Annotated in this window: 21 protein-coding genes; 5 read left to right on the forward strand and 16 right to left on the reverse strand. The window is 36.6% G+C overall.

The genetic code is table 11. The features are described 5' to 3' along the window. Positions 1–19 precede the first annotated feature (19 nt). A complete protein-coding gene (locus KKC46_00100) occupies positions 20–973 on the reverse strand; it encodes a HAMP domain-containing histidine kinase (protein ID MBU1052214.1) in 954 nt (317 codons plus the stop codon). A gap of 409 nt (positions 974–1,382) precedes the next feature. Here KKC46_00100 and KKC46_00105 point away from each other — a divergent pair, with 409 nt between their 5' ends. Together KKC46_00105 and epmA are read left to right on the forward strand one after the other, a co-directional pair. After that, positions 1,383–2,372, forward strand: coding sequence for a thioredoxin family protein (locus KKC46_00105; protein MBU1052215.1), 990 nt, complete (start codon positions 1,383–1,385; stop codon positions 2,370–2,372). A 668-nt stretch (positions 2,373–3,040) separates the two neighbouring features. Beyond that, positions 3,041–3,964 carry an elongation factor P--(R)-beta-lysine ligase gene (gene epmA / locus KKC46_00110; protein MBU1052216.1) on the forward strand — a complete coding sequence of 308 codons (924 nt, stop codon included), beginning with the start codon at positions 3,041–3,043 and terminating at the stop codon, positions 3,962–3,964. Positions 3,965–4,060: 96 nt separating this feature from the next. Here epmA and KKC46_00115 read toward each other — a convergent pair whose 3' ends face one another. The 13 genes from KKC46_00115 to rplU form a co-directional block, all read right to left on the reverse strand. Beyond that, positions 4,061–4,627 carry a PEP-CTERM sorting domain-containing protein gene (locus KKC46_00115; protein MBU1052217.1) on the reverse strand — a complete coding sequence of 189 codons (567 nt, stop codon included), beginning with the start codon at positions 4,625–4,627 and terminating at the stop codon, positions 4,061–4,063. A 463-nt stretch (positions 4,628–5,090) separates the two neighbouring features. Then, positions 5,091–5,450 (reverse strand): sulfite exporter TauE/SafE family protein, encoded by a 360-nt coding sequence (locus tag KKC46_00120; protein MBU1052218.1) that lies wholly within the window; start codon positions 5,448–5,450, stop codon positions 5,091–5,093. 65 nt (positions 5,451–5,515) lie between these two features. Beyond that, positions 5,516–6,985, reverse strand: a complete 1,470-nt coding sequence (locus KKC46_00125) for a rhomboid family intramembrane serine protease (protein MBU1052219.1) — start codon at positions 6,983–6,985, stop codon at positions 5,516–5,518. A gap of 112 nt (positions 6,986–7,097) precedes the next feature. Next, positions 7,098–8,204, reverse strand: coding sequence for a tetratricopeptide repeat protein (locus KKC46_00130; GenBank protein MBU1052220.1), 1,107 nt, complete (start codon positions 8,202–8,204; stop codon positions 7,098–7,100). 380 nt (positions 8,205–8,584) lie between these two features. Continuing rightward, positions 8,585–8,917 carry a PilZ domain-containing protein gene (locus tag KKC46_00135; protein ID MBU1052221.1) on the reverse strand — a complete coding sequence of 111 codons (333 nt, stop codon included), beginning with the start codon at positions 8,915–8,917 and terminating at the stop codon, positions 8,585–8,587. A gap of 12 nt (positions 8,918–8,929) precedes the next feature. Then, on the reverse strand, positions 8,930–10,483 hold the full coding sequence (gene gpmI, locus KKC46_00140) for a 2,3-bisphosphoglycerate-independent phosphoglycerate mutase (protein ID MBU1052222.1): 1,554 nt from the start codon (positions 10,481–10,483) through the stop codon (positions 8,930–8,932). Between the two features lie 50 nt (positions 10,484–10,533). Continuing rightward, positions 10,534–10,959: a ribosome silencing factor gene (gene rsfS, locus KKC46_00145; protein ID MBU1052223.1), complete on the reverse strand. Its 426-nt coding sequence runs from the start codon at positions 10,957–10,959 to the stop codon at positions 10,534–10,536. Further along, entirely contained in the window at positions 10,956–11,624 is a 669-nt protein-coding gene (gene nadD / locus KKC46_00150; protein ID MBU1052224.1) for a nicotinate-nucleotide adenylyltransferase, read from the reverse strand. Before nadD ends, rsfS begins: the two co-directional genes overlap by 4 nt. 25 nt (positions 11,625–11,649) lie before the next feature. Continuing rightward, complete coding sequence (locus KKC46_00155; GenBank protein ID MBU1052225.1) at positions 11,650–12,906, reverse strand: glutamate-5-semialdehyde dehydrogenase; 1,257 nt, start codon at positions 12,904–12,906, stop codon at positions 11,650–11,652. A gap of 24 nt (positions 12,907–12,930) precedes the next feature. Further along, complete coding sequence (gene proB, locus KKC46_00160) at positions 12,931–14,070, reverse strand: glutamate 5-kinase (GenBank protein MBU1052226.1); 1,140 nt, start codon at positions 14,068–14,070, stop codon at positions 12,931–12,933. Between the two features lie 4 nt (positions 14,071–14,074). Then, positions 14,075–15,070 (reverse strand): GTPase ObgE, encoded by a 996-nt coding sequence (gene obgE, locus KKC46_00165; GenBank protein MBU1052227.1) that lies wholly within the window; start codon positions 15,068–15,070, stop codon positions 14,075–14,077. Continuing rightward, entirely contained in the window at positions 15,067–15,321 is a 255-nt protein-coding gene (gene rpmA, locus KKC46_00170; GenBank protein MBU1052228.1) for a 50S ribosomal protein L27, read from the reverse strand. Before rpmA ends, obgE begins: the two co-directional genes overlap by 4 nt. 105 nt (positions 15,322–15,426) lie before the next feature. Next, entirely contained in the window at positions 15,427–15,738 is a 312-nt protein-coding gene (rplU, locus tag KKC46_00175; protein MBU1052229.1) for a 50S ribosomal protein L21, read from the reverse strand. Between the two features lie 380 nt (positions 15,739–16,118). Here rplU and KKC46_00180 point away from each other — a divergent pair, with 380 nt between their 5' ends. The 3 genes from KKC46_00180 to KKC46_00190 all read left to right on the forward strand — a co-directional run bounded on the left by KKC46_00180 (position 16,119) and on the right by KKC46_00190 (position 18,562). Further along, positions 16,119–16,478 (forward strand): hypothetical protein, encoded by a 360-nt coding sequence (locus KKC46_00180; protein ID MBU1052230.1) that lies wholly within the window; start codon positions 16,119–16,121, stop codon positions 16,476–16,478. Between the two features lie 9 nt (positions 16,479–16,487). After that, positions 16,488–17,105, forward strand: a complete 618-nt coding sequence (locus KKC46_00185) for a class IV adenylate cyclase (GenBank protein ID MBU1052231.1) — start codon at positions 16,488–16,490, stop codon at positions 17,103–17,105. Between the two features lie 488 nt (positions 17,106–17,593). After that, the gene (locus KKC46_00190) at positions 17,594–18,562 is read left to right on the forward strand and encodes an IS110 family transposase (protein MBU1052232.1); all 969 of its coding nucleotides are present in this window, start codon (positions 17,594–17,596) and stop codon (positions 18,560–18,562) included. 168 nt (positions 18,563–18,730) lie between these two features. Here the strand turns inward: KKC46_00190 and KKC46_00195 are convergent, their stop codons facing one another. After that, entirely contained in the window at positions 18,731–22,507 is a 3,777-nt protein-coding gene (locus tag KKC46_00195) for a hypothetical protein (GenBank protein ID MBU1052233.1), read from the reverse strand. Positions 22,508–23,164: 657 nt separating this feature from the next. After that, the gene (locus KKC46_00200) at positions 23,165–23,824 is read right to left on the reverse strand and encodes a hypothetical protein (GenBank protein MBU1052234.1); all 660 of its coding nucleotides are present in this window, start codon (positions 23,822–23,824) and stop codon (positions 23,165–23,167) included. Positions 23,825–23,905: the final 81 nt, after the last annotated feature.

Consider the following 23,905-nt stretch of genomic DNA (forward strand, 5'->3'; position numbering starts at 1 on the left):
TTTTATATTTTTTGGAAAATCATATCTCTTTATATGGTAGTTTGAGTGTAAAAACAGAACCCTTTCCGATTCCTTTGCTTTCGGCAACTACTTTTCCATTATGTATTCGAGCTATATTTTTAACAAGATAAAGTCCAAGACCGTTTCCCTTAGCTGTCATATCTTTGTACTGACCAACCTGGTAAAATTTTCTAAATATTTTTTTGATCTGAATATTTTCAATTCCAATTCCATTATCCTCAAATTTTATGTGCAGCATATTACCATGCAAATCAAAAGAAATGTCTATTTTCGGTACTTTTGAATCATTATATTTAACCGCATTTGTCAAAAGATTCATAAGAAGCATTTCAAAAAGATATGTATTTATCAAATAAACAAAATGTTTATCAGATGAACTGTGAACAGATATTCTGCATTCCGGAAAAAGATGCTCATTAGCATTGCAAAATGTTTCAACTGCGACTACAAGATCGGTTTTAATGAAATCCCCCTGATAGTTATTACTCTCAATCCCGGCAAGGTCAAGTATACGTCCTAAATTGTCAGAAAGCCTTACAACATCAAGTATCATATAATTAATATACTTTAGTTGCTCAGCTCTTGACAGCTCATGTTTGGAAAGAGTTTCAAGAAAAAGTTTTAAAGAAGTTACAGGTGTTTTAAGCTCGTGAGTGAAGTTATTAATAAAATTTTGCTGAATTCTGTATAACTGGTATGTTTTCAGATTATACATAAAAATTGTAAATATTCCCAGAAGGATAATTCCTACAAGAACAGATAAAACCATAATAACAAGCCATGTGTGTGATTCCAAAACAACCGATGGTTCAATGTTAAATCTGGTAACTAAGGTCTTAAGCCCCGAGCTGACCCTGATATACCAGTATATATACAAAAAAAGAGACGCGGCCAGCGCCATGACGGATAAGAGAAAAACAATAATCGGATAAAACCATTTTGATTGATCCATAATATGAACTGCTATAATAACTTAAAGAAAAAGTCAATTTTTTAATAGTGTTATAGGCTTTTAATCTATATACAGCTAAAGAATTTATAACAATATATGGCAAGTTTTTTCCATTATCAGATTAAAATATTGATCATAAAAAGGGATTGTAATAACTACTATTAGCATCTATTAAGCCCGAGTATATGTGTGAAGTGTCAGAAAGAAATAAGAATTCATGAAGTTGTAGTCGCAGCTGATTCTTTATCTTCACAGAAAATCGTATCGGATAATAATGCTTTAAAAATTGAAATTATAAAAATGCTATCTTCAGTATCTGAAAAACTTGATACGGAAGTTGATAACTACCAGAAAATAATTGAAGCAATCCTTAGCTATTGGAGCCAAAACGAAGGAATAAATAGAGCATATGAAGCAAATCTCACCCCAGGACGAAGAAATCATCCGCCAATGGTCGGATATACAAACATCTCCGACTTTTCTCAATGTTGTCGGAGGAGAAGGCCTTGCCGGTGAAATGCTTGTTCAGTTTTGTGATGAATTCAAAGTATTGGCGCCGGTTGTACAAATCCGCAAAGAGCAGGAAGAACCTTTTGCGGCACCTGCCATTATTATTGGTAGACATAAGAATATTGCCTATCAGGCGCTTCCCGAAGGTAAAGAACTATTGCCTTTTCTTGAGGCATTAAGTGCTGCGGCTAATCCAGGCACATTGCCCAAATATGATTTTGGTTTCTCAACCCGAATCGAACTTCCGGCGCATCTTGCCGCCTTTATTGCTCAGCAGTGTCCTTACTGCCCTCAAGTAGTTACTCAGGTTTTGTGTCTGGCTGAAGAAAACCCGCTTCTTCGGCTGACCATTATCGATGGGGTTCTGTTTGGAAATCTGGCTGAAGAGCGGGGTATTCGTTCAGTGCCCACACTAATCCTTGATAATGAAATCCGCTGGACCGGCCAGATCAATATCGAAGAGGTAGTCCGGCAGTGCGTACGGCGCGACCCTGCCCAACTTTCAACCGATACATTAAGGCAAATAATTGAAAACTCCGATGCTGCCCGCGTAGCATCAATGATGTGCAGCAGTAACAGAATCTTTCCTGCTTTCATAGATCTTCTGGTTCATGAGCGCTGGTCGGTTCGTCTGGGTGCCATGGTTACCGTGGAATATCTTGCAGAAGAATCCCCCGATCTGGCCGCTCAGTTATTCGCACCGCTTCAGAAGCGTTTCACAGATCTTGATGCATCGGTACAAGGTGATTTAGTGCAGGTTCTGGCGCAACTCAAAAACAAGGAAATAAAAGAATATCTTCAGACAATCGTATGTAGTGATTGTGCTGAATCTGTACGGGAAGCAGCTACCGAGGAGCTTGAAACTTTGAAGAAAATAGGTGAGCTATAATTGCCCTTTAGTTTTAAATAGGAAATGAGATTACAATGTTGCTATGTCCACTAAGAAATAACGAGGATCAATATTTTTTAAATGGTAGGGTAGCCAACATATCTCATCTTCCCGGAAAGAAACATCTAATACCCAATGAAGGCTATTTTCAATACCCCAATGACTACGGACGGCATTGCCAAATTTTTTTGCATCATTTGCTATGCTGCAAATGTAATAGCTTGTGTCTTCTGTTTACTCTTCTTGGATCTTTTACCTGTTTAAAATACTGGACTATTGTTGGAACTTCCTCTTTTGGCATTTTGACCTCCGGCTGATAAAATTTGTAATATTATCAGCCGGTAGCATATAAGAAAAAGTCTGGAATTGTTCAACAATTATAGTAATTTATATGCATCCAACTATTCAACTTGGTTTTTTAGGTTTACATCCCTTAAAATATTAAATTCTAAATGCGGTTACCCTGATTATGATCTAATTATATTGGTTGCATGGTTTTGTTTAAATGCTGTATGAATATTTCATTATATTATACGCTTTTATTATTTTTCTTAATATAAGGCCAAAGATGTTAAGTGCAAACAATGATAGCTTATGAGCTTATTGATTTTTTAAGTTTGCAAAATAATCTTTTATTCCAAGCAGGTATTATGAGTCTCAAGGATTCTATGTCTGAAAATAAAAAAAGACATCCATATATAATTAAAAATCTTAAATTGCGTTCAAAAATAATACAGGAGATACGTCAGTTTTTTAACAATCGAGAGTATCTTGAAGTGGAAACTCCGTGTAGAATTCCGGCACCCGCCCCCGAAGCTTATATAGAGGCCTTTGAATCGAATGAATATTTTCTTCAAACTTCTCCCGAATTGTATATGAAAAGACTTCTTGCTTCAGGCTATCCTAAAATATTTCAGATATGCAGATGTTTCAGGAAACATGAAAGAGGCGCCAGGCATCTTCCTGAGTTTACAATGCTTGAATGGTATTGTTCGGACTCGAATTATTTTGATATGATGAATGAAAGCGAAGCTCTTATTAAGCATGTCGCCTGCAAATTGGGATTTGAAAAAACCTTAATTTATCAAGGAAAAAGCATCAACATAGATAAACCTTGGGAAAGAATAACAGTTTCAAAAGCATTTCAAAAGTACGCCTCCATATCCATTGAGAAAGCTTTGTCGGACGATCTGTTTGATGAAACAATAGCCCAGATCGAGCATAAATTAGGAACAGATGTACCGGTTTTTATTTATGACTACCCGGCTTCCTGCGGTGCTCTTGCCAAGCTGAAATCTTCAAACAGCCTGCTTGCCGAACGATTTGAACTCTATATTTGCGGAATAGAACTGTGTAATGCTTTTACGGAACTTACTGACCCGGTTGAACAAAGAAGGCGGTTTGAAAAAGAACTTAAATTACGTAAAAAGGCCGGCCTTAAAGCATATCCAATGCCCGAAAAATTTCTTGAGTCACTTTCACATATGCCCGAAGCATCGGGGAATGCTTTAGGATTGGACAGACTTGTAATGTTCTTTGCAAATGCCAAATCTATTGATGATGTAATTGCTTTTACCCCTGAAGAGCTTTAGGTTTTATATTACAACAGGCCGCTCACATATAAATGCATAACAACCATAGCGTTTTTCAAAACGCTATGGTTGTTACAATCTAATCTTTGACTTTATTTAGGAAGAAGTGACGTTAAAATTTCTCAGAATCCCAACAAAGCCAAGGAGGCCCGCTCCAAACAGAAATACTGTAGAAGGAATGGGAACGGCAGAAGTTGTACGGTTAAAAGTTAACTCGTCAAGATTCGAAAGGGTTGGATAGGACCAGTCGCCAGAATCAAAGTTTAGATAGCTGCCGAAAACCTTGCCAGTGCTTGTATACGCCAAATATGCTAGCTCCAATGTGTCTTCCGTAGTTCCGGTGAAAGAAAAAAGCCAGGTAAAGTCTCTGATACCTTTAATATTGGTGGCCACAACATAATCAGAATTCGGCCTCTCTACCGTCCATGTGCCTGGTGAGAAATTGCTCATACCAGTACCTTCAAAGTCACTCGTTCCATTTATTTTAAATACTTCGATTCCTGTTATTTTATAGCTTTTGCCACCGTAAACTCCGTTTTCGTTAAACTCCTGAGACCACGATGCAAATAATGATGTGCTCCAAAGACATATTAATAAAACTGAGATGAAACAAATAACTGTTTTCTGCATTCGTATTTCTGTTCTATTTAATATTTTCTTCATATTATCTCCTCCTGCAATGATTTCGGGTTTGATTTTCTTTTTTTTATTAGTTTTGTGTTTCTTATCATTGCAGCTAGCATGCCATATAGATTTTAATGCATATAAAAATATATATTATAAGAATAATTTAATATTGCACATAGCTATAAAATATGTTGAAAAGGATTAAAAAACCTATAAAACAAGATAATTATACTGTTACTATTAAATTGTTATTTGCCATACCATGCTCTAAAAAATATTTTGATGTTTCTTTTTTTGAGCTGTAAGAAGCTATAGCAAGACCTGCGTTATCTACAAATTTTTGGTACTGTCAGCACTTTTTGTAGCCATGCAGCATTTTTTGTAGGCGCCATTTATGGCAAAAACTCCATCTATACATTTCTGGTTGGTTGGTTTTCTGTGGTGAGGCTTCTTTTTAACAAAGGCCAAGATATGTTGGCGGGAAATGTAAATTTTGATTTTATTTTTTCACAAAAAGATATGCTGCAAGGCCAATGAGTATTAATGCAAATATTTTTTTAAAATTAGCGGTGGACACATGCTCAACCAATCTTGCTCCGATCTGAGCTCCAATAATTCCACCGATACCTAAAAGAATTCCAATTTTATAGTCCACATTTAAAAGTTTATTGTGAGCTAAAAGCGCTGACATTGAAATAATAAGTATTGCAAGAAATGAAGTGCCGACTGCCTTTTGTGCGGTATAGCCCAGAAATAATAATAATGGAATCATAAGGAACCCACCTCCAAGGCCGGTAAACGAAGCTCCTATACCCACAATAATTCCACTTGCGATCAACAGCAACATGTTCATATTCATATATTTATTCCTTTACTATTTTTCATTTTACAGATTTCAGCAATCCTTTCCGCAATAATTATACTCTATAAGGCATCTAATTCGCTTTTTGCCATCTGAGCTTCAGTGGAGCCGGAATATTTAGAACAAAGAACTTTTAGGCATTTCTTATGTTTATCATAATTTTTCTTTATTTTATAACTATTGGCAAGTTTTAGCAAAAGCATTGCCAAACCGGGTAAATCCGGTTTTTTATTTAAAAACATGGCCAGAATGCCCTCGGCTTTTTCCGGATAGCCATAAGTTGAAAATATTGAGATTAAGCGCAGATATACCTCTGTAGACAACTTGGGCTGTTTAGCATGTTTGATATATTCACCATACACTTCTACAATCATATCATGCTTAAATCCATCTTTCGACAGAAGTAAAAGCAGCCGCTCTGCCACTGTATGGAATTGAATATCTTCGGCATTAATTTTATGAATATCAAACAGATGCTTTAAAGCTACTATATGATTCGGATCTTTTTTTAATACATCATTTAGTAAGTCTGCGCCTTTTTCCATCTCTAATTGACGTATATGTTCCAACGCCTTTTCTAATAAAGGAGATATTTCGTCTTCAGTTTCCGGCTCAAGAGCTTCTGCTTTATAAAATCCAAGGTATCTTTTATTGATAAAACCCAATAATGCACCTGATAGTATACCGCCAACATGGGCAAGGTATGCGACATGCCTTTCTTCGCTGAATGCAATCTTATACACTTCACTTCCTAACCACAAAGGCAAAAGCCATATAGCTTTCATTTGGACATAATTAAAATAAACGCCAATGGTAAAAAACATCTTAACGCGTTTTTTACCGTATAATACCGTAAAAGCTCCCATTAATCCGGCAATTGCACCAGATGCCCCGACAAGAGGGATTGTAGAACCCATATTCCAAAGCCAAAACATGGCTACAGCACCAAGTCCTGTTACAATATATGTGGTGAAATAATAAATTCGCCCACATCCCATCTCTATCATACATCCGATAAGCCACAGAAAAATCATGTTTCCAAATAGATGCCCCATTCCACCGTGGAGAAACATGTGCGTAAATAATGATATTACATCCGGATGGGCGGGTTTGAATCCAAATCTTATCGATACAATATTTGACAGTCTATGTTTATATTCATCTCTAAGATTCTTCCATTCAAGGTACACCGGGTCATTCGGTGTTATAATTTCTTCGTGTTCAAGCATCTCCATGAATGCCTCATCCTGGTACATTTCTATAAATATGCTTCGAAGCTTTTGCTGCCGGAATTGAGCATTAAGCTTTTCTATAGAAGCCTTCTCTTCCGGCATATGTTTGTAATCAATATATTTTAATATTTCTATATCAGCCAATTCTGATTCAAAATAGAAAGCCTCGGCTGCCATATATTGCTTGTCTTCATTAAATTGAACCAGAAAAAACACAATACAGTTAATAATGATAAGAGCTATGGTTACAACCGGGGGATTGCGTAAACTCATTTTGCCTGTCAAAGGAATGATCAACATAATTTAACTTCCCTTTAGAAAAATGCGCTGTTTCGTTTGAATCAAATGTAATTTGTACTTGCAGTAATTGGGTAACATATCAGTTTTTATCTTTCAAAGCTTAAAAGCACCTTTACATTATACTGGTAATGTAATTTTTAATTTGAGGGACAATTTCATGCTCCGGATATTTTATTATCAATCCGTTTAATATTTTTTTAGCTTTTACTGGATTCATCATCCGATCGTTAAATAACTGAGCAGCACGGAAATATGATTTCGGTACTAAGGGATTTTCAGGATACTCTTTTATGAGGCGGTTAAAGGTTTTGACTGCCTCTTGAAATTTCCCGGTTTCATTTAACCATTCTGCAATTTTAAATAAGGACACCGCTGACGGAACAAACTCCGGATCTGTTTTTATACATTCGGAATAAATATCTAAAGCTTTATTTTTTTGTTTAGCCTTGATGATCAGCTCCAGATGATTTATGCCGTATCCAAGCATATGTTTTGTTTTATTTGTCATTTTTAAAAGCGAATAATATCGATTTGACAATTCAAGACTTGTTATTTCTGCGCCATGGGTCATATCTTCAATAACTTCTATAGATTCATCATATTTTCCATCTTGGATTAAAGGATTTATTGCTTTTAAAATATGTGCACCTGGATCAATCTGGGCCAGTTTGTTTTTATCCAACGATTGATCCTTAAAGGCATCATGTTCAATTTCGTATCCAACTTCATCATGATACTGAAGTATGACATATCCCATAAGATGATAAGAAATTATAGTATAATAGCTTTGAGCAATAGTTACTAGTAAGAAGTGCAACCCGGTGGGAAGTAATTTGTCAATGTATTGCGCCGCGAATGCTGGCGCGCCAGCCAGTAGAAATAAAAATAAATACATCAAAAGGTAACCCCACCCGATTCTATATGTCAACCGAACAAAAATATTAGGGTTTAAGGCATGTAACAGGCTGCTGGTTGTAACCAGAAGAATTAGCATTGCAGGTATAAAAAATGCTGCAAATAGGATAAATAATACCCCAATTAGGAGACCTAGCGCTGCAGAGATCAAACCGAAAGCAAATAAAATCAGAAAATAGAGAACATACTGTTTTAAAACCTGATTGAAATCTTCTGAAATTGTATTTGAACTTATTTTAGGTGGTCTCAGATCGCCACTGGCCGTTGTTTTCAGGGCCTCATAAGAATACTTGAGCACAACCAAAAACAAGGCTCCTCGGACCAGCAAATTTAAAAGGCCCTGACCTGAAAAAAAAGAGCTTAGTAAGGATAGAGAAATTATTAATACTATCGGATGAAAAGAAGAAAATGGATAGGCAAATATTTTTGACAGCCGTTTCCAAAACGGATCAATAATATTGGCCACACCGCACCATTGTACTTGAATATTGCATTTGGGGCAGAAATAAAGCGATTCTCCTTGTAAATATCCTCCCTTATCACGTTTTACAACACATTCCGGGCATAGATTTGCACTGCATTTAGGACAAAACCAATGAGCGTTAATAGTCGGGTGATAATCACAGGATTGCTTCATATTCACCTCCAAAAAATATAACGTATAATTATCTATTTCTTTTCTTTTTAAAGAACGGCAATCTTTCTAATAGTATCTAAAATAGCTTTTTTAAAAGAAGCCGGGGTTTTGATAAATTTTACGCCCATTCCGGCTTCGGTTTCTAATTCTGAGGAATTTATCCATATAACCTTAGAATTAACTTCTGCCCGGCCTATTTCTCCTACAGAAAAAGTTAGTTTTATAGTTTCTCCTACAGTAAGCAGTTTTTGGGTACATATAAACATGCCATCTACGGACAGATCTTTACTGTATGAAATCAGATAGTCCCCATCATGGACATATTTTATTTCGAATTTTGCAGGAATACGTTTATTTATTCTGCTTTCAGATGATGTCATTTCCCTTTCCTGTTATTTTGATGTTTTTTTGATTAAAGATTCTCCAGTCATGGAAGCAGGTTTTTCGATTTCCATAATCTCAAGTATGGTAGGTGCGATATCTCCCAGTACGCCGTTTCTTAATTTAATATTTTTTCTTGAATCATCAACAAGTATAAAAGGAACCGGATTTAAAGTATGGGCTGTGTGAACATGTTTTTGTTCATCAAGCATGGTTTCTGCATTGCCATGATCTGCTGTAACCATAAGCACACCTTTTTGCTTTTTTACTTCGGCTGCAATCCGGCTCACACAGGAATCAATTGTTTCGCATGCATTAATTGCAGCTTCAATTACTCCGGTGTGTCCCACCATATCCATATTTGCAAAATTAAGTGCGATAAAATCATAGTGCGTCGATTTTAAGCGGGATAGTATTTCGGCTGTAACAAGCTTTGCGCTCATTTCCGGCTTTTTGTCATAGGTTGGAACTTCACGTGGAGATGGAATCAGGCAGCGTTCTTCTAAAGGAAACGGATGCTCTTCTCCTCCGTTTAAGAAATAGGTTACATGAGCATATTTTTCCGTTTCAGCAATTCTTAGCTGTTTTAAGCCCTTTTTACTTATTACTTCTCCAAGGATATCGGTAAGATGAACAGGTGAAAAAGCAACCGGCAGGGAAAATGTTTCATCATATTGGGTCATGCTTACAAATCCTGTTAGTTGCGGGTGAGGATCTCTATTGAAAAAACTAAAATCAGGATCTGTGAGAGTGCGTGTTATTTCTCTTGCGCGGTCTGAACGAAAGTTGAAAAAAACAACAGCATCATTGTCTTTGATTTTTCCCGCAGGATTTCCATCCTTATCTATAATTATAATGGGTTTGACAAATTCGTCCGTTTCGTTTTTTGAATAAGAGTTTTTTATTGCATCAACAGGATTTGTTTCTTTTATTCCTTCTCCTTTTGTATAAAGCCGGTAGGCCTTTTCTACTCTTTCCCATCTGGTATCGCGATCCATTGCATAAAAACGTCCGCAGACAGATGCAATTTTCCCCACTCCTTTTTCATTAATATAATTTTGTAACTGCTGCATGTATCCCGCGCCGCTGTCGGGCGCAGTATCTCTTCCGTCAAGTATTACATGGATATAAACATTTTTCAGGCCGTTTTCTTTTGCCATGTCAATTAGAGCAAAAAGATGCTTTATCTGGCTGTGAACCCCTCCGTCTGAAAGAAGGCCGATAAAATGTAAAGCAGCTTTTTTATCTTTAACTTTTTTCATAATCAGACAAAGAGCCTGGTTTTTAAAAAAGCTTTTATCCTTTATAGCCTTATCTATTCTTAAGAGATCCTGGTAAACAACCCTGCCGGCGCCAATATTTAAATGCCCCACTTCGGAATTTCCCATAATACCTTCAGGAAGTCCTACTGCCTCGCCTGAGCATTTTAAGCTTGTTAAAGGGTATTCTTTTTTGATTGAATCAAGAAAAGGTGTTTTTGCAAGAGTTATAGCATTGCCGTCATTCGTCTTTCCAATCCCCCAACCATCTAAGATTATGAGCATACAAAAGTTTGGTTTCGGCATAAAGTTAAATACTCCTTATTGACTTTTTACTCAGTGGAAAAGAACACTTCTTATTCCAGGCCGGGGTTTACATCGTCTTCGGTCTGTTGATGGGCTTTTTCGAGCTCATCAAATTTTATCCGTTTTGCATCCGACCACAGGCCCTCAAGATCATAAAACTGCCTTACGGTATCATAAAAAACGTGAATTACAACATCTCCGTAATCGAGTAAAACCCATTGGCCTTCGTTTTTACCCTCAACGCTCAATGCTTTTATTCCGGATTTTTTCATGTACCGCTCAATGAATTCGGCTATAGCAGTTACCTGGCGATTTGAACTTCCTGTACATATTATAAAGGCATCTGCAAGAGAAGTAAGTCCACGTAGGTCAAGGGCCACTATATCTTCAGCCTTTTTACCTAATACAGCTTTGATATAAAGATTAAATGATGGAATAATGTCTTCTTTTACCTTTGGAGTTTTTTTGTCTGTCATATATATAATCCATTGTTTTTTATAAAAAGTTCAACATCTTCCGGCATCAAAAAACTAACCGGCTCTTTATTTCTAATCAGTGTTCGGATATTTGTGGAAGAAATATCTATCGGAGTTATATCAAGCATATATACAGGTTGATTAACTTTATGAGTATATACTGAATCCTTTTTTGAAAATAAATACCCGTCTGATATTTTTGTATTAAGAAAATCCGAAATCGCCGTAACTCTATCTTTATCTTCGCAATAGTTTAAGCCCGGTCTTGTCATAACTATAAAAGGAATAACACGAAAAAGCTCTTTAAATGATTTCCATGTGTCTATTTCAAGAAAGGCATCAAGACCTAATATAAGATAATAAGCAGCAGGTTCGGTTTGGTCTGATTGAAAATATTTAACCGTATCTATTGTATAAGATGGCCCCTGCCTGTTTAGCTCAACGTTTGACAGATAAAATTCAGAATAGCTTTTCATGGCTATCTTTAACATTTCAAAACGATCTTTAGCATCGGCAATGCGTGATGGGCTTTTGTGCGGAGGTATAGAAGACGGAATAAAACAAACTTTATCCAGCAAAAACCTGTCCCGCACTTCAGCAGCAGATCTTAAATGCCCGAAATGAACCGGATTGAATGTACCTCCGAACAATCCTATTTGTTTCAAATTTTTCTCATCCACAGGGTTAATCTTATTCTCTTATCTGCCCATTTCCTAAAGCCACAAATTTCGTTGTTGTAAGCTCTTCCAATCCCATGGGTCCGAATGCATGAAGCTTGGAAGTACTGATTCCTATTTCAGCACCCAATCCCAGCTGACCGCCATCATTAAACCTTGTTGATGCATTTACAAGCACCACCGAAGAATCAATCTCGCTTGTGAAACGCCGCGCTCTGCTGTAATCACTGGTAACAATTGATTCTGTATGGTTTGATCCATATTTTTCTATATGGCTAACAGCTTCATCCATATCATCAACAATTTTAACGGCAATGATAAGATCCAGATATTCAGCCGGCCAGTCTTCTTCTTTTGCTTTTTTTGCCGTTTTAATAATTTTACATGTTTTGCTGCAACCTCTGATTTCAACACCTGCTGATTTAAAATCTTTTGCCATTTGAGGAAGAAAATTCTTTGCCGCATTTTTGTGGACAAGCATAGTTTCCATGGCATTGCAAACTCCGGGACGATGAACTTTTGAATTAAAACAAATTTTTCGGGCCATCTCTACATCAGCACTTTCATCTACATACACATGGCATACACCTTTATAATGTTTTAAAACAGGAATTCTTGAATTCTTAACAACAAAACGAATAAGCTCTTCCCCACCTCTAGGAATAATAAGATCGATATATTCTTCCTGGCTTAAAAGGGCATTTACTGCTATTCTCTCTTTCACAGGAACAACCTGAACCACTTCTTCCGGCATGCCTGAAAGCGCCAATGCTTTTTTAATTATTCCGGCAAGCGCCTGGTTTGAGTGAAAAGCATCAGATCCACCACGCAATATAACTGCATTTCCCGCTTTAAGACATAGTCCTGCTGCATCAATAGTTACATTCGGCCTTGACTCATAAATGATTCCAATAACTCCAAGCGGTATTCGCATGCGCGATACTTCAATGCCATTTGGCCTTATCCAGGTTTTGACTATCGAGCCTACCGGATCTTCAAGCGCTGATACTTCTTTGAGACCGTCAACCATAGATTTTATTGTTGCATCCTTTATGGTAAGCCGGTCTATAAATGCTGCGGAAAGTCCGGCTTTCTTGGCCTGCGTTAGATCTTTTTTGTTTTCTTTTTTTATGTAAGCTTGATTCTTTACTATTTCATCAGCGATTTTTAAAAGCACATCGTTTTTTTTGGCTGTAGGGCATCTTGCTAAAACTCTTGATGCGGTTCTTGCCGATTTTGCCATTTGTTCTATAATTTTATCAACAGACATATGTATTCTCCCTTATATCTGGGTTTATTCGCATTCAGCCGTAAGCGCCAGATTATCTCTGTGTATTACCTCATCATAAGGCTTATGCCCGAGTTTTTCCTTTATACGGCTGGTTTTAAGTCCCATAATCTTTTTGATATCAGCTGAGCTGTAATTTACAAGCCCCACTCCAAGAACTTCTTTTTTTGAATTACAAAATTCAACCGGCGCACCTTCCTTAAATTCGCCGTCCACACCGACGATACCTCCCGGCAGCAGGCTTTTGCCCTTATTTGTAATTGCAGATTCAGCTCCATCATCAATGATAACCGCGCCCTGAGGTTTCAGAGAATAGCCTATCCAGCATTTTTTTCTTGAAAGCCTTTCTTTTTTTGGAACAAAAAAGGTGCCATGTTCTTCACCTGCAAAAATCCGGGTAAGAATATCGGGTTTTTCACCTTTTGCTATAATCATGGGAATTCCTGCCGCTGTAACCTTTTTTGCAGCCATGATTTTAGTAAACATCCCTCCGGTTCCAAGCGGACCGGCAATGTTGCAGGCCATTTTTTCTATACTCTTGGTAATACTCTCAACAACAGGAATTAGTTTTGCGTTCGGATTGTTTCGTGGGTCTTTATCATAAAGTCCATCAATATCTGTAAGAGTTATCAGAATGTCGGCATCCAGAAGAAGGGCTATCATAGCGGCAAGATTGTCATTGTCACCGAATTTGATCTCATCAACAACAACAGTATCATTTTCGTTTATTACAGGAACAACTTTCCACGATAAAAGCGTATATATTGTATTTCGCGCGTTTAAATATCGCTTTCTGTTTGAAAGATCATCGCTTGTAAGAAGTATCTGGGCAACTTTTTTGTCAAAACGCTCAAAAGCTTTTTCATATTCCATGATAAGCCCGGCCTGTCCCACTGCGGCCACAGCCTGCCTTTTTGGTATTTCATCAGGCCTTTTCGCAAGACCGATTTTTTTTGTTCCCGATGCCATGGCTCCTGAAGAAACAAGAATTACTTCCATTTTTTTGTCCATCAGTTTGCTTATTTGCCTGCTTATCGAGTCGATGACTTTTAAATTCAGGCCATGATCCTGGGTTAGAACATTACTTCCTATTTTAACAACAACTTTTTTTAAAGAAGTAATCATCAATTTATAACCATCTTTCATAAAATTAATGCTTTTCCAGTAATTGCAGAATCTTTTTTTTAAGCTCGTCTATGCCTTTGCCGGTTGCGGCAGATATGGTTAATACCTTCACGTTTTTGGCTGCTTTAATAAAAATATCGGCAGACTCTTTCGCTCCTGTAATATCCAATTTGTTTAATACCACCAACTGAGGCTTTTCGGCAAGAGTTTTACTGTATGAGGCAAGTTCTTTATTAATTATATCATAACCATATAGGGGATTGTCTATACTTATGGCAGATACATCAATTAAGTGAATGAGAATATGTGTACGTTCAACATGTTTTAGAAATTGTATGCCGAGCCCTGTGCCTTTGTGAGCGCCTTCTATCAGGCCGGGAATATCAGCCACCACGAACGGCTCTTCTTGTTCGACCTTGACTACTCCAAGAGCCGGTGCAAGTGTAGTAAAAGGGTAATCGGCTATTTTGGGGCGTGCTGAGGAAATAACACTGATAAGCGTTGACTTGCCTGCATTGGGAAGTCCTACAATTCCAACATCGGCAATAAGTTTAAGCTCGAGCTTTATATTTAGGGTTTGGCCTTCTTCGCCCGGTTGGGCAAAGCGTGGTGCACGGTGAGTTGATGAGGCAAACTTTTTATTGCCCTGTCCACCTCTGCCTCCAACTGCAATAGCAAAAGCTTTATCGGGTTCGACTAAATCTTTTAGAATAAGACCTGTGTCTGTATCAATTAATACTGTACCGGGAGGAAGTTCAACAATCAGGTCTTTTCCTTTTTTCCCGGATCTTTGATTTCCTTCTCCGTGCCCGCCGTTTTCTGCTTTAAATACTTTTTTAAACTTAAAATCATAAAGGGTGCGTTTTTGCGATGTTGTCTTTAAAACAACATCGCCGCCCTTTCCGCCGTCTCCGCCGTCCGGGCCTCCACGCGGTATAAATTTTTCCCTCCGGAAACTTACACAGCCTTTTCCTCCATTTCCGGACTGAATAGTAATAATTGCTTCATCTATAAATTTCACTCTGCATATACGCTGGCTTTTTTACGCGACTTGCCGAATTCTTCAAATTTAACAACTCCGTCTATCTTGGCAAATAATGTGTAATCCCTTCCCATGCCGACATTATTGCCTGGATAGATCCTTGTTCCCAACTGGCGGATAATAATACTTCCGGCTGTAACTTTTGTTCCGCCGTAGCATTTAACCCCGCGCCTTTGCCCATTACTGTCGCGGCCGTTTCTTGAGCTGCCGCCCGCCTTCTTGTGTGCCATTTTAATAACTCCTGTAAAGACAAAATATGAATTTCAACCAAGTCGGTTTTGTATTCATTTATTTTATGATACTTCGCGGTATAGAACTGATTTTACAAATATAAACTATACCGTTATGCTCTCAATTTTAACAGCCGTATATGGTTGACGATGTCCCTGTTTACGGCGATATCCTTTGCGCCTTTTGAATTTGAAAACAAGAATTTTTTTTGCCTTGTCCTGTTCAACAATCTTTCCGACAACAGCAGCGTTTTCAACAAAAGGTTGTCCCACCTTTACCGTTTCTCCATCCGAAGACATCAAAACCTTATCAAATGAAATGGTTGAGCCAATATCACCTGGGATTTTTTCCAGTCTGAACGTTTCGCCTTCCTCAACCCTATATTGCTTTCCGCCCGTATTAAATATAGCGTACATTTTACCCTCCCGAAAAATCAAATTACCTTATTTTGAAAAATACTAATAATATTCTACTAAAATATTTTGTCAATATAAATATGTGTTTATGCCCTTTTATATTGTTTTGATAAAATTTTATGTCAAGTGACTTTAATATTGGATTTAATCTATATGATTTTCAATTATTTATCAACAAGAGTTTAAGAAAGTAACCCTGAATATTTTTGAATGGAAAAAACCCTGCGTCCTTTGGCGCACATTAGTGATGTATTTTTTATTGTTTTTAAATTTTTAAACTGGGCAGAATCATTGATTTATTTAAATTATATGCTAAATATGTAAAAATTAAATTATATTTAAGTGGTATCTTATAAATAAAGTATGTACGGAGATTATTTATGTTCAATAAACAAATTGAGCTTGATTTTGGACTATTTATTCTTGAAGCGGATCTGTTTGATACCGCAATAGCGAGAAAATTTTCAGAAAATCTGCCATATACAGTAAGCCTTATGCAATGGGGCAAAGAACTTTACGGATCTATAGGAACAGACCTTGGAGAGGAAAATCCGGTACCAAAAATTCCTCCCGGAGGAATCGCATATACCAATAATGGTGATTATTTGTGCATTTTTTTTGGCCAGACACCGGCTTGGGCTGTTGAGCATATCGGCAATATAATCGGCGACCAGTGGCTGCGTCTTAATGAAGGACAATCGATTTCTTCTGTAATTGTAAGGGCAAAAAAAAAGGATTAAACTGATAAATTGGAACAGCTTGAAACTGAAGTAAAATATTATATTACCGACATAAATGCTCTGCGGGATAAACTTATCTCACTTGGCGCTTGCGCAGGGAAAAATCTTTTTGAAATAAATGTCAGATTTGATGACAAAAATAAAACCCTGTTTAAAAATAAATCCCTGCTAAGAGTACGCAAGGATGAAAAAGCCACTCTAACATTCAAATCACAGCCTGAAATCAAAGACAGCCGCTTTAAAACTTTAAAAGAGTATGAAATTGAAGTAAGCGACTTTTCCACAACGTGCCAAATCATAGAACTCCTTGGTTTAGCAAAACAGCAAATATATGAAAAATGGCGTGAAACTCTTACGATTGGAGACACTGTCTTTTGTATTGATAAAATGCCTTACGGAGATTTTCTTGAAATCGAAGGAAGCGGTGAAGAAATTATAAGATATACAACCCTGCTAGGATTAGACTGGAAAAACCGCATACTTTTTAACTACCTTGAAATATTCGAAACAATAAAAAATTCCCTTAACCTCTCTTTTTCCGATGTAACATTTGAAAATTTTAAAAATATAAATATAGATATAGATTTTTCAGAATATCTTTCGGCTGTTACATCCGGTGATTTGTAATTATTTTTCAGAACCCGTTTGACAATGCCTTCTATCCGACCATAGACTTATTGACCCCAGCGTTTGGGACGCTGGGGTCGCTGGTTCAAATCCAGCCGTACCAACCAGAGAGCTCTTAGACTTTACAAGATTTTTGATAAATCAGAAATGATAAAAGCTGGTAATCAAATGCTTACCGGCTTTTATATAATGTACCCCTGATATTTCCTCTTTCTTTAATTGTTGTATAACACCTTGTGTTCTTATGGATTAATAAATGTTATAAAACATCCCGGGACGCCGGGGTAAAATGGGAGGAGAGAATCTGTATTTCACCTGATGCCAGAAAGCATGTTTTGTAGATTAGATCCTCTTCCCACTGCTTTGTTCAGTAACTCGTACGGTATCATAAACCGTCCCAAATGGGAATGAGTTTGTACTTGCAAGGTTGATTCGGACGAAGCTTTTTTACCAAGGTAGATATTTCTAATTTAAAGAGAGGTGTTTATATGTCAGTATCGGTTCTTGGGATAGATATTGCAAAACAGAAATTTGATGCAGCACTGGTTTTAGATGCGAAAATAATGCATAAAAGTTGTAAGAATTCGACGGAAGGTTTTGAGACCTTGATGGTTTGGCTTGATAAGTATGGAATTCAGAAGGTTCATGCCTGCCTGGAAGCCACGGGCAATTATGGAGAAGCTTTGGCCATTTTTCTTCATGAAGCAGGACATAATGTTAGTATTGTCAATCCTGTCAGAATCAAAGGATTTGCCCAGAGTGAATTGATTCGTACAAAAAATGACAAGATTGATGCTGGCATCATTGCCCGGTTCTGTCTGGCCATGAAGCCCGACACCTGGATTCCTCCAACACCTGAAATCAGGTCTCTGCGAGCTATAGTCAGAAGGGTTGATAGCCTGATCGTTATGCGAAGTCAGGAAAAGAATCGGATCGGTACGGCGCATGAATCTGTCATTCATTTGATCAAGGAGCATATCGCTTATTTGGATCAAGAAATTAAAAAAATCAGGCAACAAATAGCCGGGTTGATTGAACAAGATCCGAATCTTAAACGGAATAAGGATTTGCTGGATTCTATTCCCGGAATTGGCAAGGTAACTATTTCTGTCATCCTTACAGAATTAGATAATCTGGATAAATTCAACCACGTTCGGGAACTGGTGGCATTTATCGGGCTTGCGCCAAAGGAAACTCAATCGGGAACATCTATTAAAGGCAAACCCAGGCTATGCAAGATTGGTCATGTACGGCTCAGGAAAGCCCTTTATATGCCTGCATTGGTGTCACTCCAGTGTAATCCCGTTATGATTGCTTTTTATAATCGTCTAAAAGATAAAGGCAAGAATGGTAAAGTTATTATCTGTGCGATTATGCGGAAACTGGTTCACGTTATTTTTGGAGTTCTCAAATCCGGGAAAGAGTATGACCCAAATTATAAGCCAGTTTTCGTTTGACAAGAACGGTATCTACAAAGAGTTAAAAGTATCTTGGATCAGTAATTGAAGATTTCCTATTGAAATGGAGCATAACCATTTCAATTTTCCTCTATCCTGTTTGATATCGATTTTTTAGCCGTATTATTGCGGCTCACTCGATGAGCATTGCTTTAACCTTGATTAACTTCAGTATTCCAATTCTCGTTTTTCAGCTCTTTCATCTTCTCGTTTTGCATCCTGTTCATAAGATTTCGAAATATTGACTAACACAGAAGCAACTATGGGGAATTTGTTTTTATGATTTGTAGCAAGGTTATTAAAATATTTAGCAAGTTTTCTTTCCTGTTCACCACCTTCAAATGGTGATTTGGTAACAGTGCCTCTTTGGTTAAAAACCGCACATACAAAATTATCTTTAATATTATCTGTATTGATACTTTCAATTATGAAACAGATTTCATCTGGCGGCCAATTATCCTCTTTTTTAGGAGACTGCGCTAATACTTGTCCAATATGCATGTCCGCAACCTCAATGCGACCACATTCACCAGCCAACTTTCTTACTCTTTTTACCCAACTGTTTAAAAATTCAGAATCAATTTTACCTGATTCATTAACGCCAGGTATTTGTTTCCAAGTAAGTAATAATTCATATGCTTGCTTTGCTCTATTTTTTATTTGTTCATCCGACAAATCTTTAATATCAGTATTAACTAATTCATCATTATCGGGTGTGTAAATCCAATTTAACACTTCGATGAAGAAGTCAGGGCTTTTAGAGAGTTCCCCATGTAATAATTTGGGGCTTCTTTCATTATCGCAAGATACTAAAACGGGAAGATATAACCATTCTATCTTAATAAGCGTTTGAGGTTCTATCTCCTCGCTTCCATCAAGGGCCTCAAAAAGTTGATTTACATCATAGCCATCAATACGAATATTTTCATTAGCACGCTCTGTTCCAGCCTTTTCCAGTATCTCAACAATTAAATTTGAAGGAATTTCTTTTGCAAAGTGAGAACATATATCAATTGCGCTATAGTATCTTTTATATTCTATAAGGTATTTAAGACCGATTACCTTTTCATCTGCACTGATATGGTAAAAATGTGGCAGAACATTTAACCAATATTCCTCTCTAATTGAACTATCTGTTGTATCTATAAAATCCCAAAGGTCCTTATTCTGATCAAGCGGAATAAATAGTTGAGCCAATGATTTATTGTTTAAACCTTGCTGTTTCAATTTCTTATACAAATCAAATACCCAATTAATTCCTTCAAGTATTGATTTTCTAAAAATGAAACTGTGAACAAATCTAATTTCATCACTTTCTTTATTAAGGAATTCGCATAGAGAAAGGACTTCAACTTCATCTATGATGATATATGCCAATGTATCACCAAAGATCCATGGCTGCTTTATTAAGGAAATTAACTCTTTAATTTTAGCAATACCGAAGTTCTTGTAAATATTATTAAGTCCTTCTTTTCTTCTTACATTTATCACTTTCCGTTGTTCATCATGTGATACTTTTTTGTACACAGAACCTTCTGGGAAATCCGGTCTATAATCATCAAACATCCAAATTGATTTGTTTATTTCGTCCTCAGGCTGTAACACCCAATATAGTTTCTCATAACGAATTAATTCTGCTTCGGGAAGTGACCACTCTGCATCTGGATACGAGCGATGTTTCGATAATAATTTTCTTAAAGTATGCCATGCAGAATAATTTGCTTGGGTAACTTTGACTAAGATAGATTCTATAAATGACAAAAGCTTGTCTCTATCATTAGGACTTAAATTAACAGATTCATCAATTAACTGAGAAAGTTCAGTTTCACTGTTGTTAAAAATTGATAATATTATTTCGACAACAGCTGTATGAGTATCCCAAATTTCTTTATATGTAATTGGCATCTCTAAGCTTTGATTAAATATTCGCCATCTCATTTTGTGTGTGGGATGTCCAATTCCATGGTAGCGGGGTAACAAACTACATAACAAGGTCCATGCAATTTCCTTTTCCTTCTCTGATATTAATTTTAAAACTTCAATTCTCTCTTCAAGATTAGCAAGTGTTTGATAATGCCAAGGTTTAAAAATTTCTGTCAAACTGTTTATTGGGCGATTTAACAATTTGCCACCGGGGTCAATTACTGAAAGCCTCGATAAAATTATGGCTGCTCTTGATAAATATTCGGGTAGCCATGCAATATTTTCTAAAGCCCATAATAATCCTGTATGATGGCTGATTGGCGTGAGAAAACCAGGCTCTTCGTCAAACAAAGCTACTATTGGTGAATTATCAATAGCTAAATATTTTTCCACCGCATTTAGAAATTCAGTAGGTGAAGCTTCAGCTAACAACGGCAGTTTTCTTTCAATAGACTTCCACAATAATGAATCATCAGCATTTAACAATTCCGCAATAATTCTATCAACCCAAAGCTGACCATTTAAAGGTAAATCGAGTTTTAGCTTGTCACCAAATACGGATACTAATATTAAAGATTGAACTATTCCCTCTCTTATCCACCCAGAATATTGTCTCGTTTTTCCATGAATTGAAGCCATATACCTTTCTTCAGGTTTTAGATCAAAGGCTGGATCTATTTCACTCATGATTTCAAGAAAAGATATGTGGAGTAGTTCAAAATCCTTCCTTGTCAAATAACGCGATGCGTTTACCCATGAATCTAAAGGGGATGTAAGTCGCCAACTACTACCAATTTGTACAATCGGTGAATCTGGAGTGTATACCCATCTTTTCAGTTTTCGTATATAATCTTCATAAGATTCGCCAGAAAAACGCGAAATAACATTTCTGTCTTGCTCGTAATTTTCATCCCATCTTCCAGCGATTAAAGCAGGTATTATTTCTCTAACATTATCTGCTTTCGCCCATTCAGGTGAATTTCTTACGAATTCAAGTTGTCTTCTTAATATCGTAATATTTCTTGCTGATTCTTTAGAATATTTTTCCGCAAGCTCTTTTGAAATACCTGATCCAACGAGTGATTCAATAAAAGAATCTCTATCTAATTTTGGGAGAATAATTTTATTGCTCCAGCTATCCGTTGAATCTGCACCAATCGGTGAAATTACAGTATGCCCTTTTACAATCGCTCGATTAATTACTCCTGTATCATCAAATCTTGGGATAAGAATCAATGGGTTGTCATGGACAGATAGTTGGCGGAATGTTTCAGGATTATCAACGATAAGACTTCTGGCAAAAAAATCTTCTTCTTTCGATGGGTCATTTATGAAACATGAGATAATAAATGCTAATGCTTCTTCTCGCGAAGCTCCTTGCACTGCTGTAACAGAGGATATCGAAGTAAACTCAAATAATGTATCCGAATCTTTCTTTCTCCCACTAATCAATAATTGTGGGTTTAATTTAATTTGTGGGCCACTTGACCATTCTTCCCAAAAGTCTTCAGTCGGCTGTATTCCTTCCGAGGGGTATTTACCTAAGTGTTTTATAGCTAACCATGCTGATACAGTTGGTGCATTTTCAAGCCATTCTTCAAGCAATTCTGCACTTATAACTTTAATGTCTTTCCAAATATTATCTTTCTTTTTTCCTTCAATCCACTCATTGCTTTTTGTCCATAAACGTGGAGTTACAAAAACAAATGTTGAATTTGATGGATTAAAGCCAAGAGGTTTTTTACTTCGCTTTGTATAATCATCGTCAGCTTTACCTTTGGGATCTTTATTTGCCCCAAACTCCCAAACAGAAATGCCAGATGGTAAGTATTCGGTTTCCTCAGTAACTTCAAGGATTCCATCCCAACCACCTATCAAAACATTATCCCCTGAAGGAAATTTTATACTTTTAATTGAATGTGATGTTGCCCTTATAAGTTTTCTTACTAACTGAGGAAGTGCCTCTTGACAGGCTCTACGATTTGCCCAACTTCTTATATCTAGAGTATCAATCCATATCATAACTGTCTAAACCTATAGCTACTAGAACAAATTATTATTTTATCCGTCAATCTTTTCAGAACATAATAATTAATATACGTAATATATCTTTATTTGATGCCGGAAAAAATCTGTATGAAAAGTAGTTAATTTGTAAAGGAATTTAGAGTTTTTGTCAAATTTTTAGTGAGATATTTCGTAATTGCTACTTATTATGTTGATTACTAAATGGGGTCTTGCAAAACAAAGATATTTGTCAGGATGTTTCTTTCAGTCAATAAGGATTATCATTTGAAAGGAAGTACACCTGTCAAAATTTATAGACGCTTTGTTACAGGAAGCATTCAATAAAAAAAGCAGTATTAACATTTTTCAAGATCGCCAAACTGCCTAAATTGCTGGCTTCACCTCCTAAGAAACAAGAATACGTCATTTCCAGTGAAGCTATGCAATTTCAGGACGTTATATTGCTATGGCACCTGAGCGTCTCCTCCATTGACACCATATGTTTCTTCCATTAATAACCCGGTGCATAGCTTCGGGTTAAAATGCTACAAAGAAATGCTACCGGATTCTTCAGAAACTGTTTATTACTAAAGGAAAGAAAGTAACGGTTTGTTCAGCAGTTGACAGGGCAATACAAAATTTCGATTTGCCAAGACCCCACCGCCCTATCAATCAGCTGCTTATTCCTAAATTTTTTACTGGTTTTGACGGTATTACAGCTGGTTTTTGTTTAAATACTTTTTCAATATTACTTCTGCAAATGCTATTACTTTGCTCATTATAATATTTTGAGTAGTATAAATATGAAACAAACGTAATTGATTGTGCGATTGCATATCCTTTTGAGCTGGCAGCCATTCCAGTTCTTTCAGTATAATCTATAAGTCCTTTTGTAATTCCTTTTTCACCCCAATGAGTGACATTGATATTTGTCGGTGAAGTTGGTTGATCTGAAGCTTGTATAAATGTTTGTATATTGAATTTATATGCAATATTTTTCAACGTCTCATACCATTTTGGCATATATGATAAATTAGTATCACCGTATTCTGATGCCAACAAGCGTGCAAACAAATAGTGTTCAGCCGCAGCTATATTTAGATCTTCTGAATTTCCAGCATCCCTACAGTCTTTAAGTTCATGCCAGGCATTTTCGATAGTTGCCATATTGTATTGATTGTCTATTAAATCAGCTAAATTTGAATTATCATCAAATGAAACCGCTAAAGAAGTTAATATTAATTTCATGACAATTGTATCGTTGAAATCGTTACATAATGCCGAACCCTGTATAATGAAAAAAAATATCACCGTGAATTTAATAGATTTCATTGTGATTATTTCTCCTATAATATTGAGTTAAGAGCATAAACGCAAAAATCACCAGTTTATCTGTTGCATTTAATTGTTGGA

This window comes from Pseudomonadota bacterium, from assembly GCA_018817425.1.
Lineage (GTDB): Bacteria > Desulfobacterota > Desulfobacteria > Desulfobacterales > RPRI01 > RPRI01.

Coding starts and splice junctions, on each gene's coding strand:
- KKC46_00180 (MBU1052230.1), top strand. CDS start 16,119: ATGTTCAATAAACAAATTGAGCTTGATTTTGGACTATTTATTCTTGAA.
- epmA (MBU1052216.1), top strand. CDS start 3,041: ATGTCTGAAAATAAAAAAAGACATCCATATATAATTAAAAATCTTAAA.
- KKC46_00190 (MBU1052232.1), top strand. CDS start 17,594: ATGTCAGTATCGGTTCTTGGGATAGATATTGCAAAACAGAAATTTGAT.
- KKC46_00125 (MBU1052219.1), bottom strand. CDS start 6,985: ATGTTGATCATTCCTTTGACAGGCAAAATGAGTTTACGCAATCCCCCG.
- KKC46_00120 (MBU1052218.1), bottom strand. CDS start 5,450: ATGAATATGAACATGTTGCTGTTGATCGCAAGTGGAATTATTGTGGGT.
- rsfS (MBU1052223.1), bottom strand. CDS start 10,959: ATGACAGACAAAAAAACTCCAAAGGTAAAAGAAGACATTATTCCATCA.
- KKC46_00200 (MBU1052234.1), bottom strand. CDS start 23,824: ATGAAATCTATTAAATTCACGGTGATATTTTTTTTCATTATACAGGGT.
- KKC46_00105 (MBU1052215.1), top strand. CDS start 1,383: ATGAAGCAAATCTCACCCCAGGACGAAGAAATCATCCGCCAATGGTCG.
- KKC46_00135 (MBU1052221.1), bottom strand. CDS start 8,917: ATGACATCATCTGAAAGCAGAATAAATAAACGTATTCCTGCAAAATTC.
- rpmA (MBU1052228.1), bottom strand. CDS start 15,321: ATGGCACACAAGAAGGCGGGCGGCAGCTCAAGAAACGGCCGCGACAGT.
- proB (MBU1052226.1), bottom strand. CDS start 14,070: ATGAAAGATGGTTATAAATTGATGATTACTTCTTTAAAAAAAGTTGTT.
- KKC46_00100 (MBU1052214.1), bottom strand. CDS start 973: ATGGATCAATCAAAATGGTTTTATCCGATTATTGTTTTTCTCTTATCC.
- gpmI (MBU1052222.1), bottom strand. CDS start 10,483: ATGCCGAAACCAAACTTTTGTATGCTCATAATCTTAGATGGTTGGGGG.
- rplU (MBU1052229.1), bottom strand. CDS start 15,738: ATGTACGCTATATTTAATACGGGCGGAAAGCAATATAGGGTTGAGGAA.
- KKC46_00195 (MBU1052233.1), bottom strand. CDS start 22,507: ATGATATGGATTGATACTCTAGATATAAGAAGTTGGGCAAATCGTAGA.
- KKC46_00155 (MBU1052225.1), bottom strand. CDS start 12,906: ATGTCTGTTGATAAAATTATAGAACAAATGGCAAAATCGGCAAGAACC.
- KKC46_00115 (MBU1052217.1), bottom strand. CDS start 4,627: ATGAAGAAAATATTAAATAGAACAGAAATACGAATGCAGAAAACAGTT.